The organism is Nonomuraea aurantiaca, from assembly GCF_020215705.1.
GTDB classification, from domain to species: domain Bacteria; phylum Actinomycetota; class Actinomycetes; order Streptosporangiales; family Streptosporangiaceae; genus Nonomuraea; species Nonomuraea aurantiaca.
The window spans coordinates 1-13,292 of sequence record NZ_JAIWNB010000069.1; the positions used below are offsets into that span (position 1 = coordinate 1).

Genomic DNA, 13,292 nt, shown 5'->3' on the forward strand with positions numbered 1-13,292 from the left:
TACCTGTCGGAGACCTCCATGGCCGACCTCCACACCGGCAGCGCTGCACGCGACCCGGCCGAGCTCACCACGCACTCAGAATCGCAACCGTCGATCACGTAGTTACACCACTCCACGGGACGCCATCCGGGCATGTGGCCGACATGCTGACCATGGGCCTGCGTCCGGTCGACCTGACACGCGACCGGATCGAGGAGGTTGCGGGCTGGCAGGTGCGGATGGAGCGTGGCCGCGTCGCCGAGATCACCCGCCGCGGTGCAGGAGCGTGGTGGCGGGCCGATGCCGCGACCGGAAACGTCGACGTTGAGTGGAAGAAGGCGGGCAAAGCCCGCCGTCAAGCAGTGCTGCTGGTCTTGCCGCCGGGCTGGCTGACCGATGATCAGAGGGACCCCGCCGAGCTGATGTTGCGGGCGTGTGCCGAAGGGGCCACCTACGGTGGACTGATTCCGGTGCGGGGCTCCTTCTTCTGACCGGCGGGCGAGCGCGCCCCGGGCCCGCCCCGCCTCCCCGCCGTTGACCCGCTGACTTCTCCGATGAGCCGCCTTTCTGACGGACCACGGAATCGCCTACACCGTTGCTCGGCATCGATTTTCAAACCCGACCGAGGAGGCCATACCCTCATGAAGATCCCGCATTCCGGCGATCGCCCTCCACGCTTTTGCGGCCTTGGCCACCGCGACGCCGTCCCTTATGTGGAGGCGCTGGCGTTTTGGGGCCGCGCCGTTGAGCAGCGTCTGGTGCCGCGCAGCTACGCCCTCACCGTGCTGGCTGACCACCCCCTTTGGCGCAACCCCACCTCATGGGAGGGACCGCAACCCCCTTCGCGGTGGGAACGGCTCTGGGCGGCGGCCGACGATCTGGCCGACTGGGAGAACATCGTTGTGGAGATGTCGCTCGACCCCGGCGACTTCTTCGACTTCCTTTGCGACGCCACCATGACCCCCGCTCCGCGTGGATGAGCTCCCGCCGGCTGGTGCCGGCCTGAACCATGGCACGCGGCCGGCCCCTTTGAAGTCGATCGTGAAAGGAAGACAGCACCCGTGACTCACCACACCACGGTTCCACCCTCTGAAGCCAACGACGAGGTGGGCTCGTTGATCGCTGAGGATCCGCAGACGCACTACCTGTTCACCGGCGATCGCATGAGCCTGGACGAGCTCGCCGTTCACCTGAACGCCGCTGCGTTGTGGTTGCGCGATCTCGCGATCGCCGCGGAACAGCCCGACGTCCCGGTAGAGCTGGGCGACAATCTGTGCGAGCGTCTCGCCATCCTCAGCGACGAGCTAGCCCGGTTCGGCGATGACATCGCGGAAACCGACACGATCATCAGTGAGCATCGGCCGTTGAAGCCGTGCCTGTCGATGCACAAGCGTGAGCCATGGGGCAGCCGCGCTCATGGAGAGGATCCAGCGACCTGGGGTAAGCGCCTGTCCACGGTTTTGTCGATGCGGCAGATCCTCATGCTCGCCCGCGAGGACGAAGAGCCCTGGCGCAACCACGAGCCGGGCATTCCGTACTGGGAAGGAATCAAAGATCTGCCCGGCGTTGAGGAATGGGTGTCGAAGCGGGCCGCTGATCGGCTGGCACGAGCCCGCGCCGCGGCCATCCAGAAGCAGGCCAAGCGCGAGCCATGCGACGCATGCCAAGCCCGCGCGGGCACCAGCTGCCGGACGAAGAACGGCCACGTGGCCGAGTCCTTTCGCCGTGCTCGCCGCGGAGGACTGGCGCCGTACGAGTACGCGGCCGAGGCCAGCCGCGACCAAGAGGGCTGGAGGATCCTGTACGGCTCCACCTTGCAGGCGATCCTGGGCGAGACGCAGTTCATCGTGTTCCGGCCGACCCCGGGTGCCGTGGTTTTCGGTGTGGCGGACCACCTCCGAAGGAAAGCAGGCTCAACGGCAACACCGATCCGGCCGAGAAGAGTCCGACCTCCCAACTGAGGGGCCTCGCCAACCGACAGGGGGCGAAGACCTCCGGCATCTGCCGGTCCATCAGGTCATGAGCGCTGGCCGTCCGCTGCCGGACACCCGCGACCGGGCGATTTGGGATTGAGCGCCCGACGCAGGCTCCCCTCACCACAGCCGGGTGCCCGAGGTCATCGGCCGGCGTCCCTGATCGCTGTGGGGAATGTACGGTTGCCGCTGCGTTCGGCCTGGGCCCGGGCCCAGCGCCCGGTTGAGGTCAGGCCGAGCAGCACGGTCGCGATGCCGCAGCCGGGCGGAACGGCCCAGGCGGTATGACTCGACGCGACGAACCCGGCCGAGTCGTCCGCGACGATCGAACCGCGCACCGCCACGCCGATCGCGCCGCCGGTCGGGTCCCGCCCTCGGCGCTCGGACGGGTATCAGCGGCGGGTTTCGATCTTCAGGTCGCCTGCGGTCACAGTGCGGATGTGGTCACTGGCGAGCATGTCGTGCGGGTAGCCGAGGTCGATCGCACTGACCTTGTCGAGGCGGGCCAGCTGATCGGCGGTGAAGTCGACCTCCAGGGCGCCCAGATTCCCCACCAGTTGCTCGGGGGTGCGAGCGCCGATGACGGGTGCCGTCACGCCTGGATTCTGCAGGGTCCAGGCCAGTGCGACCTGGGCGGGTGTGTGTCCCGCCTCCGCGGCGACCTCCCGCACGACGTCGGCGATGGCGAGCGTGCGTTCGGTGACCATGCCCAAGCCGGCGTTGAAGCTCTTGCGGTTGCTTTCACCGGGGTCGGCGTCCGTCGCGGTTAGGTCGGCGCGGCTGTACTTGCCGGTGAGCACGCCGCCGCCCAGCGGTGAGTACGGGGTCACCCCCAGCCCCATCGCCCGGGCCATCGGGATCAGGTCACGTTCTCCGCCCCGGTTGATGAGGCTGTATTCGATCTGTAGCGCGACCAGCGGCGACCAGCCGCGCAGGTCGGAGATCGCCTGCATGCGCGAGATCTCCCAGGCCGGAGCGTTGGACATCGCCACGTACAGGACCTTGCCCTGCCGGACCAGGTCGTCCATGCCACGCAGGATCTCCTCGACCGGTGTCGTGAAATCCCACACGTGCAGGAAGAGCAGATCGATGTAGTCCGTGTTCAGCTGCCGCAGGCTGGTCTCCACCGACGCGAACAGGCTCTTGCGGTGAGCGCCCCCGGAATTCGGGTCGTCGGGCCGGCGCTGCGTCGTGTATTTCGTTGCCAGCACCAGGCTTTCGCGGTTGTCGCGGGTGAATTCGCCCAGCATGCGCTCGGAGCTGCCATGGGTGTAGGTGCTGGCGGTATCGATGAAGTTGCCGCCGCGCTCGACGTAGAGGTCGAACAGCTTGCGTGCATCGTCCTGCTCGGCGCCCCAGCCCCACTCGGTGCCGAAGGTCGCCGTGCCCAGGGCCAGCGGTGAGACCCGCAGCCCGGAGCGGCCCAGCAGCCGGTAGGTGTCGAGGGTGAGCGACATCATGTCCTCCTGTGCTCGTGATCGTCGTCGAGCACCAGCCTGCGGCCACCGCGAGCCGGGGGTAAGGGAAGGAAGTTCCTGGGAACACCAGTCCTACCCCGGCTGTTAGAGCAGCCATGATCACCAGCACCCTGGACGTGACACAGGAGCTGGCCGCATTCCTGCGGACCCGGCGTGAACGCCTGGACCCACGGGATTTCGGCTTGCCGGCGCGTCGGCAGGCCCGGCGGACCCCGGGACTGCGCCGCGAAGAAGTCGCAGAACTGGCCGGGATCAGCACCGACTACGTAGTGCGACTGGAACAGGCCCGCGGGCTGCGGCCCTCAGCGGACGTGGTGGAGGCGCTGGCCCGGGCGCTGCGCCTGACCCCCGACGAACGCGCCTACCTCTTCGGCCTGGCCCAACAGCACCCACGCGGTGCTGACAAGCTCGCCACCGCTGCAGGGCCGCCGCTGGCCCAGCTGGTCGCCGACCTGTCGCCGCTGCCGGCAATGTTGATGAACCACCGCTACGACATCCTGGCCTGGAACAGTGAAATGGCGAAGCTGCTACTGGATTTCGACACCCTGCCGCCGTCGAAGCGCAATGCGATGTGGCTGTGCCTGATGCATCCGCAGATACGGGAGTTCTACGTCGACCGCGAACGCGTCGTGCGAGAGGGGATCGCCCACCTGCGCACTGCGTGGGCCGCGCATCCCGAGGACCAGGCGTTGACCGACCTCATCGCCGAATGCATCACTCGTGACGAGGAATTCGCGCGATTGTGGGCCGAACGAGACGTCAAGGTCAACGGCCGCGGACGCAAGATGATGCGGCATCCTGACGTCGGTGTGATCGCAGTCCATTTCGAAACGCTTACGCCACTTCAAGATCCGGACCAGCTGTTGATGATCTATCGCGCCGCCGACGATGAGAGCCAGTCGGCATTGGACCGGTTGCGCGCACGATGATGTCGAACCCCCATTCGTGCACTGAGGCTAAACCGTCGCTCCGGCGTGTCTTCGGGATCCATCGGTGAGATCCGAGCCGAAAACATGCCGATCCGCCCGATCGGCGACGACATCGAAACCCGCGTCCAGCAACTGCTCGCCGAGCTGACCATCGAGCGGCCCGCACCCGCCTGCGCGTCGTCCGGCCCAAGGCGGCCGCGTAACCCCGTCCACCGAGCGGTCGGCGTGGCGGCCGCCCGATCGCGCCAGGGCCGGTGATCGCTGGACGTTAACGCCAAATGATCATGAACGCCGATCCTCGTGAGAAGACCGGGATTTGGAAGGCGCGCGTCCGCCTGACCGAGCTCATCGAGCGGGCGGGCGGCGTCGATGACGCCGATGGACTGGCCGTCGTCGTCCAGCGGGCCATCTTCTCGCCGATGTACTCCAGCACCTCGGTCTCCTTGGTGTAGTCCTTCGTGTCCACGACCCGCCTCGCCAACCCCACCATGATGATGTCGCGGGCGGCGCGGTCGGTCAGGCGGCCGCCGCGCTGGTTGAGGAACACCGCAGTGGTGTCGGCGCCTTTCCAGGCGGTGCGGGCCTCCAGCCGGTCCTGCAGGGCCTGACGTAGGTCGGGGTGGACGGGCAGGTGACGGATCTTGCCGCCGTCGCGGCCCTTGCCGCGGATGCGCAACGTGCCCTTGCGGATCGATAGGCGGATGTCGGCCAGGTCGAGCACGACGACTTCGGAGATCGGCAGGCCGGCGAAGTAGGGCGAGGGCTTTGTCGCGCGGGGCGGCGGCGAGCTGGACGTGGCGGACGTAGCGACTGGCGCGGCGTTCGCGCCGGGCCTGGGGTTTGCCCAGGCCGCGGCGGACGTAGAAGTCGTCGATGGCCGACAGGTAGGTGTCGATGGTGTTGGGGGCGCGGCGGCCGTTCTTCAGATGGCGGCGGAAGGCACGCACGGCGCCGGAGCCGCCGACGCCGACGCCGCGAGCCTGCCCGCGCCGGACGCGCCGTGGTGCGACGCCCGCACCTGGCTCATGCGAGGATGATCCGCTGACCTCGGCATGCGCCGCTCGCGTCCGTCCCCGGCCGGACGGGGTCAGGCGGGCGGGTCGGCGTAGACGTCGTGCAGCATGCCGGTGGCCTGGCCGACCTCGATGAGGTGCCCGTCCGGGTCGCGCATGTAGCAGCGGATCTCGGCCTTGCGGTCGATCGGCTCGGTGAGGAACCGGGCGCCGAGCGACGTCGCGTGCGCGTGGAAGGCGGCGATGTCGGCGACGCGGACGTTCATGAACGCGGTCACCGGGTCGCCGGGCTCGGGCGCCCGCAGCGTGACGTCCGGTTTGTCCGGGGTGGGGCCGCCTCCGGGGTTCATGATGATCCACGTGTTGGCGACCTTCACGATCGCCGGGTTCTCTTCAAGGACGACCTCGCCGCCCAGGACGTCCGCGTAGAACGCGCGCGAGCGGGCCGCGTCCCGGACGGTCAGGAAGTGCGTGACCACGAGCCCCTCGACGGGCGCGGGCAACTGTTCGCGGTCGACCATGCTCATTCCCTCACAGGTTGTGGTGTGCTTTGTGCGCCCAGCGGGCGGGGTCGGCCTCCAGAGCGTCCCGGTCCCAGTGGGCGAGCTCGGCGGCAGCCTCGTTACAAGGTGCCGCGGGTCTCGTGCCAGTCGGCCACGCGCAGCCGCGGCCAGATCTGCCGTCTCCTCGCCGTCCCCCCTCGGACGGACCGGTCGTGTGCCGATCTCGCGCAAGGGGGGTCATACCCGGCCGGACGGGGACTAGTCGGGCAACGAACGGCACATATCGACCGGCCTCGATCGACACCTGCCCTCGGAAGGTCGAAGGTGCGCACGCGCTGGCCTGGTCCCGCCCGGAGGCCGCGTAGAGGCCGGCGAAACCCCGCGCGAAGCCGCCCGCCGGGAGCTGCTCGAAGAGGCAGGTATCGCCGCTGAGCTGATGCCGTACCCGGCGGCCGTGACCGTCCGCCCCTGCCGCTCCGATTGGACCCCCTGCCTGGGCCTGTCGTGCGCGGCCGGGGTCACCGGGGCGCTGACCCCGGGTGGGGGAGAGCCAGCAGGAAGCAGCGTGGACCCTCTTGAACCACGACTCGAAGAGCGCATTTCCGCAGGACAGGGGCCGAAGGCGTACCCGCACACGGCGCTGTCGGCGTTGGTGGCGACCGTGAACTCACCACCTTCTGCCCGCCGCAGCCCTACAGCGGGTACCGGGCTGGACCCGGTAGCTCTCCAGTTGCTTGGCAGTAAAGCGCCGGTCAGGTGTTCGGACTCGGCGTCTAGCTGCGACCTCGCGGTGCACCTTGTAAGGCTTCATGCCTTCGCCGTGACCAGATGGATCACTCAACAAACCCAGTCTGGGGCGTAGTCAAGGACGACCCGATCAAAGTCTTCGGTAAGGCGATCAGAGGTACTGTCCCTTTTTCCCGTACTTGGTCTGCCCCCACGAGCCATGGCCGAGATCCGCACGGCCGCCTCGCGGGCGCTGGCGCTGCTGAGCAAGGCTGGACCCGGGCCGAGAACGACGTCGCCGAAGTGATGATCTGGCTGCGCGGCAACCACGGCCGCGAGCTCAGCTACGCCGACATCGCCGCCGTCGTCGGCATCAAGGACGGTGCCCGCCTGCGGCGGGCCGTCAAGGTCGCCCGCGTGGTTGCGGCCAACCGGGGCGACCGCCTGGAACGGTTCCAGCCCTCAGCCGACCCCGCCCGGCGCGACTCTGCCCGGCGCCGGGTCTGGACCACCCGCTACATGCGAGAGGGGCACGGCGATGAGTTCAGCGCCCGCGACGCCATGTCCGCCGCCCGCGCGGCGATGACCTCGATCAAGGACATGCACCGCGCCACCACCTACGAGGCCGCCAACCCCCATTCGATCGCCCGCACCGAGTTCGCCACCATGGCCCAAGCCGCCGACGAGTGCATCACCAAGGTCGCCGGCCTCGATACGGTCGGCGAGCAGGCGGTCCGGCGCGAGAACACCAGTCTGCTCACCCAGATGATCGCCGACCTCGAAGCCCGCCTCACCGAGGTCGTCATCGGGCTGGATCTCAGCGACGACGACGCCATCACGCCCAAGGCCACGATGGAGGTGATCGAGCCGGTGGCCGCCCTCCTACAGGAGTTGTCCGAGCAGGACCGGCAAGCCCTCGCCGACCTGATCAACCAGTTCGCGCACCAGGAAATCGACCCTGAGCGGCAGCTGACCGCCTGGGAAGCACCCGAAACTCTGGGACTCCTATTTGAGCCTCGTTAAGGTCATTGGCGAGTTCTTTCGGTGATCCGTCAACCGTTTGCGCAGACGGGAAGTTCGGTGATGCTGAGGGCGAAGTCCAAGTTCCCCACCCCGTGGTTGGCGAGGCCCACCGTGACCACGCCCGCTCCTTCCAGCCAGTGCGCCATTTTCAGGCCGCCGACGTCCAGCGGGCGCAGCCCGAGGCCCTCGATAAACGCCTCCACACTTGCCTTGGCCTGCGCATTATCGCCAGCGATGAAGACGTCGGGCCGACCCTTCTCCAGGACACGACGGAAGATGGTGTTGAACGCCTTCACCACGCTGGCGCTGGCCGGGGCCGCCTTGGCGACTTCCTGCGCGATCGAGGTCTCCTCGCGGTGGGCTAGCCCGTCGAACGTGGAATTGAAGGGATTGCTGATGTCGACGATAACCTTGCCCGCGAGAGCGTCTCCGTACTGGGCGACGACCGGCACGACACCGTCGTACAACAGGGCCACGATGACGATGTCCCCGGCCGGGGTGGTGCCCCATTGTCCCGTCGTGGCGCCGCCGCCGAGAGCCTTGGCCAGGTCAGCGGCCTTGGACTGATCGCGGCCCATGACCTCGACGGTGTTGCCGCCCGCTATCGCCCGCGCTCCGATGGTGCGGGCCATGTTCCCGGTGCCGATGATGCTGATGTTGCTCATGAGATGTCCTGCCCTGGTTGTGTGTTGATCGGTTCAGATGGCGGTGGTGCCGCCGTCGGCGACGAGTTCCATGCCGTTGACGTAGCTGGAGTCGTCGGAGGCGAGGAAGAGGGCGGCGGTGGCGATTTCGTCGGGGCGGCCCATCTGGCCGCGGGGGATGAGGGACTCGAACTGGCGCTTGGTGGCCTCGTCGAAGAGTTCTTCCTGCTTGGCGGTGGCGACCTGGCCGGGGGTCAGGACGTTGACGCGGATGCGGCGGTCCTTGAGCTCGGTGAGCCAGACGCGGGCCCAGGCCTGCTGGACGGCCTTGCTGCCGGCGTAGACGCTCCAGCCGGGGAAGGCGCCGAGGGAGGCGTTGGAGCCGGTCATGAGGATGGAGCCGCCGTCATTGAAGAGCGGAAGGGCCTTCTGGACGGTGAACAGGGTGCCGCGGGCGTTGAGCCCGAACCAGGTGTCGAACTGGGCCTCGGTGATCTCGCCGAGCGGGGCGGGCTCGCCCCCGCCGGCGCTGGCCCACAGCACGTCGAGGCTTCCCTTCTCCCGCTTGACGGTGTCGTACAGGCGGTCCAGGTCGTCCAGGTCGGCGGCGTCGCCCTGGACGCCGGTGACGTTGCGGCCGATCTGCTTCACGGCCTCGTCCAGGGCGTCCTGGCGGCGGCCGGTGATGAAGACGTGCGCTCCCTCGTCGACGAACAGCTTCGCGCCGGCCAGCGCCATGCCGGTGGTGCCGCCGGTGATGACCGCTACCTTGCCGTCAAGCTTTCCCATGGTCTCTCCTTTGGGTCGGTGGGTGTGCACCTGGGGCGACGGTGTTATGTAAACCGCTCTGTGTGCTTACGGTACGGGGCGGGCGGCCGGGGCGCAAACTATGTACACCGGTCGTTATCCAGCTTGGGTACCATGGACCCATGTCGGAGTTGGAGAAGGGCCCCACGGGCCGCCGCCGCGGCCGGGGCGCCCGCGAGCGCATCCTCAGCGCGTCCCAGCAGTTGTTCCGCGAGCAGGGCATCAACCGCACCGGCATGGACCAGCTTTGCGCGGCGGCCGAGGTGTCCAAGCGCACGGCCTACCAGCACTTCACCGGCAAGGACGAACTCGTCGCCGAGTACCTGCGCCGGTTCGACCCCTCCGTTCTGTCCGGCGTGTTCGACCGCACCGACCTCACGCCCCGCGAACGGCTCCTCGCCGCCTTCGACATCCCCCCCACCACCCCCCTGTGCCCCTACATCGCCGCCGCCGTCGAACTCCACGACCCCCAGCACCCCGCATCCCAGTACGCACGCGACTACAAGAAAGCCGTCGCCGCGCGGCTCGCCGACACCGCCCGCGAAGCCGGCGCCGCCGACCCTGAACAGCTCGGCGAGCAGCTCGCGCTGCTCATCGACGGCGCCGCGGCCCGCACCCGGGTCCTCAACGCCGACGCCTTCCCCGCCGCCGCCGCCATCGCCGCCATCCTCATCGACAACGCCATCCCCGCCACAGCCAGCGATGACCGGCGACGGGAGGAAGTGTCAAGTTAACTTGGCACTTCGATCGCCCACTGCGCGGCGGTCAGCTTCTCCCGCGAGACGGGACCTTGCGATCGCGGTGCATCGATGCCGCCCCGCTGCCAGGCCGCGCGCCAGCGGCCGACCGACCGCTCACTGACCCGTAACTCCCGCGCGATGTCCCGGGGGGACTCCCCGTCCTCGAACCGCTGGGCGGTCTGGAGCCGTAACCGCTCCCGTCGCTCCTGCTCGGCGGGGGTGTACCCGCCCCTCTGCCCGTACCTCATGACTCCGGCATACGCCCCAGACAGCAGACAGTCATGACGCTACGACTCTACGAATTCATTCTGTGTAGCCGCTCGCGAATGGACGTACGCGATCCGCACGCGACAGCAGACCGAGCGAGGGCTGGAGGTCGGCGAGCCCTTCAGCGGAGAGGTCCCCGACGCCGTAGTCGTGGATGTTCGTCCCCGTACAGGATCGTCGTACGTGGGGCTTGAAGCTGATGACCTAGCAGCGGGGCTGCTCTGCTACACGACCGACTGGAGCCGCCTCCCACCACCGCTAAGCCGCGAGCAACGCGAGTGGTTCCGCTACCTCGGACCGGCCCTCGAAGATGAATTGAGGCAGCACACGCGCCTGACCGACTGGCTCCGGCAGCTCTGGACCTGCCGAGTAGGGACTGTCGGCGACGCCAACCGCAGCATCAGCGGAGTCGACGACGAGTGAGGGCGACGCGAGTGATCCAGCCCCTTCCCGGGTGCGGCAGCGCGCCCTTGGCGCCGGATGTGCGGCCACTCGACCCAGGCCCCCGGTCGCGGTGAGGATGCGCGCACACGTCGGTGTCCAGGATGTCCGGTGCGTCTGCCAGGACGAGCGGGTCGTCGGCCAGCAGCGCGGCCGCGTACAGGTGCACCGCGATGTTCTTGCTGCCCTGCACCGGCATGCGGCCGGTCAGCGGGATGCCTCCGGTGACTTTCACCGTGGCGTTGGGGCCGATGGCGGGGCCGGAACTGGTGGGGATGTCGGTGCTGGTCATGGTGCTCACCGCACCCGGGAGCCGCTGGCCAGCACTTTCTTTTCTGGGACGCTGTGACCGTCGCCGAACTCGCCGCCTGGCAGCGACCCACTGATCCGCTGCTGGCCGACGCCTTGTGGGCCGCCGGCGCGGTGGTGTTGTATGGCGAGCAGATGTCGGCGGCCACAGTCGAGATCCTGACTTCGCCCTGCACTGCGGCCGGTCTCTTGCTGTGATCGACTACCGAACCAGCTACCACGCAGCCCGACGATGGGCGGGAGCGCTCGGCTGCTGGTGTTGTCGGGGGGTCCTGCCAGAGCGTTCCGGGCTCCGGTGTAGAAACTCCTAGTGTCGGGGCGAGCACCGCGGCGCGCTGGCCCAACAGACGCAGCCTGCCCTGCCGCCTTCAGTGAATGCGCCATGGCACGGTGTAGCAGCTTGGTCCATGCCTTCGCCTCGATCAGTTCCGGGGGATCTCGGTGGTCGCAAGCAGCGCGCCCGGTTTCAACGCCCACAACGGCCGGCCGAACCAGGTCCGCACTTGCTCCAGAGGTACCACGTCGGCGGAGATCGTCCCGGCTGACTATCCCGCTGCGGCCCTGGTCAGCACGAACTGAGTCGCTGCCGGCTGTGGCCGACGCTCGGCCGACCGACCCGATTCGCCGGTCATAATCCGCCACCTGACCCCTCACCGCCGCCGCACTGCTCCTGGCCGCAGGCCCCGCCGCCGCGCAGCACACCAAGCCCGCCGAGCACGGCCCCAGAGGGGGACGTGACCGCCCCAGATCATGTGTTCTGCTGTGGTTTAGTTATCGGATGACCGCAGCAGGCAGATGGACACGCTCGCTGGCGCCGCTCACCGCCACTGTGCTGATCGCCGCCGCCTGCTCCTCTGACGATCCGCACAAGCTCACCTTCGATGTCACGGGCGAAGGAAGTTTCGCCATCACGTACGTCATTAACGGCCGCTCCACGACCGAGCCTCAGGTGAGGCCTCCCTGGAGGAAGGACATCACCCTCGCCGGACAGGGTGAGGACACCTGGAGCCTTTCCATACGGCACCTGGGCGCCGGCTCGGTGAGTGCCGTTGCCTACGTTGACGGCCAGTTCATCACTCAGACCGCAGGCTCAGGATCAAGCGGCGGCGGCACCAGTAGCCTTAGCGGCTCCGTCGGCTGAACTACCCTCCCGAACCCACTGGACGCTGACGTCCTTGATAGGCCCTCAGTGTGGGCAGACCAAGTAAGCCGGAAAGGGGCAACGGCGGTGGGCACACAGGACAGAGCTGCAATTCTGTCCGAGTCCCGAGATGGCGTCTGACCAGGTCAGCGCAGCCGCGCCGCTGCGCTGGCCCGAATGCCTCAACGCGGACCCCTTCGAGCGCGCCAACCAGCTGGCTCGGGGGTATCCGAGCCCAGCGGAGGACCAGGACCGCAGCGGCTGTACCGGCGCAAGCCCGCCACGACCGATTTTGCCGACGGACAGTGACATACGTGCGGCAAGCAGCGCCCGTACGGGGTGCCACAGCTGTCATGCCTGAGGGATGGGCCTGATGACTCTGAACGCCTACTGTCCCAGGTGCCACTCAACAGCAGCGGCATCAGCCAGCGTCCGGGAGACAACGTCGATGGAGCAAGATCCAGCGCGATTGGATGTGGAAGGGTGCGCTCACCTGCTGCACGTTTCCACAGGCGAGGTGCGCGACTGGATCCGGCGAAAGGAGTTTGCCGAGCCGAATGGCATGGCGGCCTGCACCTGAAGTGCTCAGGGTCGACCCTGAGACGCCTGCGGCACGTGAATGGACCGCCCGCCTGGTCCCGTGCCGGCGCACTGCGATGTTCGAGATGGTGGATCCGGAGCAAGAAGCCGCCGCCACGCTACTGGATCCCCTGACGGATGCGCCGGCCGCCCGCGTTGGCGACATCACCACAGCGCCACAGCCCCCCGCTGGAGCACCCTCCGGCCTTCTTGCGTTGACCGCGCGGCCCTGGCCGACCGGAACGGTGCTGACGCGCGTGAGCAGTTGCAGCAGGCCCTCGATACACCGCGCGAGGACATCTAGCTCGTGCCGCCGATCTGCGCGGTGATCTGCTGGATGGCGCCCTGGGCGGCACACCCCGCGCGTAGGCGTCTGACTACTCATCGGTCCTCGTGGCGAGCGTGGCCAGATCTGTGTGGAGCGACCGCACCTCTGCTTCATCGCTAGTCATGTCAGACAGATCGAGTTCGACGATGGCATCGTCGGGCGTCACGTCGAGGATCAGCCGCAGGTAGACGAGCGTGACAACCTCCGGGTAGTCCCACCTATAGCCCTCACTGAACAGGGCAGCAAGACGGAGCACCGCCGCAGACACTTCCGTTGCCGAGTGGAGGTCGCGTCCTCGGAGCGGTGTAAAAGCTCGACGAGGTAGGTGCCGTGGGTTGATCTTAAGCGGCCACCGTTACGGACGTCGAGTCGCTCGCTGGGGTGGCCTCTGGGTGAAGCTGGGTGGGCGGCT

19 protein-coding genes are annotated in these 13,292 nt (G+C 68.0%); 10 read left to right on the top strand and 9 right to left on the bottom strand.

The window, feature by feature from the left end:
* Positions 1-143: 143 nt before the first annotated feature.
* From LDL49_RS55175 to LDL49_RS55185, 3 genes are all read left to right on the top strand, one after another.
* Positions 144-470: a DUF8842 C-terminal domain-containing protein gene (locus tag LDL49_RS55175; protein ID WP_504854028.1), complete on the top strand. Its 327-nt coding sequence runs from the start codon at positions 144-146 to the stop codon at positions 468-470.
* Between the two features lie 150 nt (positions 471-620).
* The gene (locus LDL49_RS55180) at positions 621-959 is read left to right on the top strand and encodes a hypothetical protein (protein WP_225302968.1); all 339 of its coding nucleotides are present in this window, start codon (positions 621-623) and stop codon (positions 957-959) included.
* An 81-nt stretch (positions 960-1,040) separates the two neighbouring features.
* On the top strand, positions 1,041-1,940 hold the full coding sequence (locus LDL49_RS55185; protein ID WP_225302969.1) for a hypothetical protein: 900 nt from the start codon (positions 1,041-1,043) through the stop codon (positions 1,938-1,940).
* 155 nt (positions 1,941-2,095) lie between these two features.
* Here the strand turns inward: LDL49_RS55185 and LDL49_RS55190 are convergent, their stop codons facing one another.
* Both LDL49_RS55190 and LDL49_RS55195 read right to left on the bottom strand, forming a co-directional pair.
* Complete coding sequence (locus tag LDL49_RS55190; protein ID WP_225302970.1) at positions 2,096-2,290, bottom strand: hypothetical protein; 195 nt, start codon at positions 2,288-2,290, stop codon at positions 2,096-2,098.
* 54 nt (positions 2,291-2,344) lie between these two features.
* Positions 2,345-3,412, bottom strand: coding sequence for an aldo/keto reductase (locus LDL49_RS55195; RefSeq protein WP_225302971.1), 1,068 nt, complete (start codon positions 3,410-3,412; stop codon positions 2,345-2,347).
* A gap of 113 nt (positions 3,413-3,525) precedes the next feature.
* Between LDL49_RS55195 and LDL49_RS55200 the strand changes: the two genes are divergently transcribed.
* Both LDL49_RS55200 and LDL49_RS55205 read left to right on the top strand, forming a co-directional pair.
* Positions 3,526-4,359 (top strand): helix-turn-helix transcriptional regulator, encoded by an 834-nt coding sequence (locus LDL49_RS55200; protein ID WP_225302972.1) that lies wholly within the window; start codon positions 3,526-3,528, stop codon positions 4,357-4,359.
* 84 nt (positions 4,360-4,443) lie between these two features.
* Positions 4,444-4,617 carry a hypothetical protein gene (locus LDL49_RS55205; RefSeq protein WP_225302973.1) on the top strand — a complete coding sequence of 58 codons (174 nt, stop codon included), beginning with the start codon at positions 4,444-4,446 and terminating at the stop codon, positions 4,615-4,617.
* 10 nt (positions 4,618-4,627) lie between these two features.
* Here the strand turns inward: LDL49_RS55205 and LDL49_RS55210 are convergent, their stop codons facing one another.
* Together LDL49_RS55210 and LDL49_RS55215 are read right to left on the bottom strand one after the other, a co-directional pair.
* Positions 4,628-5,080, bottom strand: coding sequence for a site-specific integrase (locus LDL49_RS55210; RefSeq protein ID WP_225302974.1), 453 nt, complete (start codon positions 5,078-5,080; stop codon positions 4,628-4,630).
* A 366-nt stretch (positions 5,081-5,446) separates the two neighbouring features.
* Positions 5,447-5,893, bottom strand: a complete 447-nt coding sequence (locus LDL49_RS55215) for a VOC family protein (protein ID WP_225302975.1) — start codon at positions 5,891-5,893, stop codon at positions 5,447-5,449.
* 322 nt (positions 5,894-6,215) lie between these two features.
* Between LDL49_RS55215 and LDL49_RS59700 the strand changes: the two genes are divergently transcribed.
* Together LDL49_RS59700 and LDL49_RS55225 are read left to right on the top strand one after the other, a co-directional pair.
* Positions 6,216-6,737 (top strand): NUDIX domain-containing protein, encoded by a 522-nt coding sequence (locus tag LDL49_RS59700; protein WP_372470748.1) that lies wholly within the window; start codon positions 6,216-6,218, stop codon positions 6,735-6,737.
* 167 nt (positions 6,738-6,904) lie between these two features.
* Complete coding sequence (locus LDL49_RS55225; RefSeq protein ID WP_225302976.1) at positions 6,905-7,624, top strand: hypothetical protein; 720 nt, start codon at positions 6,905-6,907, stop codon at positions 7,622-7,624.
* A gap of 29 nt (positions 7,625-7,653) precedes the next feature.
* Here the strand turns inward: LDL49_RS55225 and LDL49_RS55230 are convergent, their stop codons facing one another.
* Together LDL49_RS55230 and LDL49_RS55235 are read right to left on the bottom strand one after the other, a co-directional pair.
* The gene (locus tag LDL49_RS55230) at positions 7,654-8,289 is read right to left on the bottom strand and encodes an NADPH-dependent F420 reductase (RefSeq protein ID WP_225302977.1); all 636 of its coding nucleotides are present in this window, start codon (positions 8,287-8,289) and stop codon (positions 7,654-7,656) included.
* Positions 8,290-8,322: 33 nt separating this feature from the next.
* On the bottom strand, positions 8,323-9,057 hold the full coding sequence (locus LDL49_RS55235) for an SDR family NAD(P)-dependent oxidoreductase (protein WP_225302978.1): 735 nt from the start codon (positions 9,055-9,057) through the stop codon (positions 8,323-8,325).
* Between the two features lie 140 nt (positions 9,058-9,197).
* On the opposite strand from LDL49_RS55235, the gene LDL49_RS55240 reads away from it, so the two are divergent.
* Complete coding sequence (locus tag LDL49_RS55240; RefSeq protein ID WP_225302979.1) at positions 9,198-9,809, top strand: TetR/AcrR family transcriptional regulator; 612 nt, start codon at positions 9,198-9,200, stop codon at positions 9,807-9,809.
* On the opposite strand, the gene LDL49_RS55245 is transcribed toward LDL49_RS55240, so the two are convergent.
* Positions 9,806-10,063, bottom strand: a complete 258-nt coding sequence (locus tag LDL49_RS55245) for a helix-turn-helix domain-containing protein (RefSeq protein WP_225302980.1) — start codon at positions 10,061-10,063, stop codon at positions 9,806-9,808. The two genes, LDL49_RS55240 and LDL49_RS55245, sit on opposite strands and share 4 nt — an antisense overlap.
* A gap of 419 nt (positions 10,064-10,482) precedes the next feature.
* The gene (locus tag LDL49_RS55250; protein WP_225302981.1) at positions 10,483-10,815 is read right to left on the bottom strand and encodes a hypothetical protein; all 333 of its coding nucleotides are present in this window, start codon (positions 10,813-10,815) and stop codon (positions 10,483-10,485) included.
* Positions 10,816-10,868: 53 nt separating this feature from the next.
* Between LDL49_RS55250 and LDL49_RS55255 the strand changes: the two genes are divergently transcribed.
* On the top strand, positions 10,869-11,030 hold the full coding sequence (locus tag LDL49_RS55255; RefSeq protein WP_225302982.1) for a hypothetical protein: 162 nt from the start codon (positions 10,869-10,871) through the stop codon (positions 11,028-11,030).
* A gap of 580 nt (positions 11,031-11,610) precedes the next feature.
* Positions 11,611-11,973, top strand: a complete 363-nt coding sequence (locus LDL49_RS55260) for a hypothetical protein (RefSeq protein WP_225302983.1) — start codon at positions 11,611-11,613, stop codon at positions 11,971-11,973.
* A gap of 956 nt (positions 11,974-12,929) precedes the next feature.
* Here the strand turns inward: LDL49_RS55260 and LDL49_RS55265 are convergent.
* Positions 12,930-13,148 (bottom strand): hypothetical protein, encoded by a 219-nt coding sequence (locus LDL49_RS55265; protein WP_225302984.1) that lies wholly within the window; start codon positions 13,146-13,148, stop codon positions 12,930-12,932.
* Between the last annotated feature and the right edge of the window lie 144 nt (positions 13,149-13,292).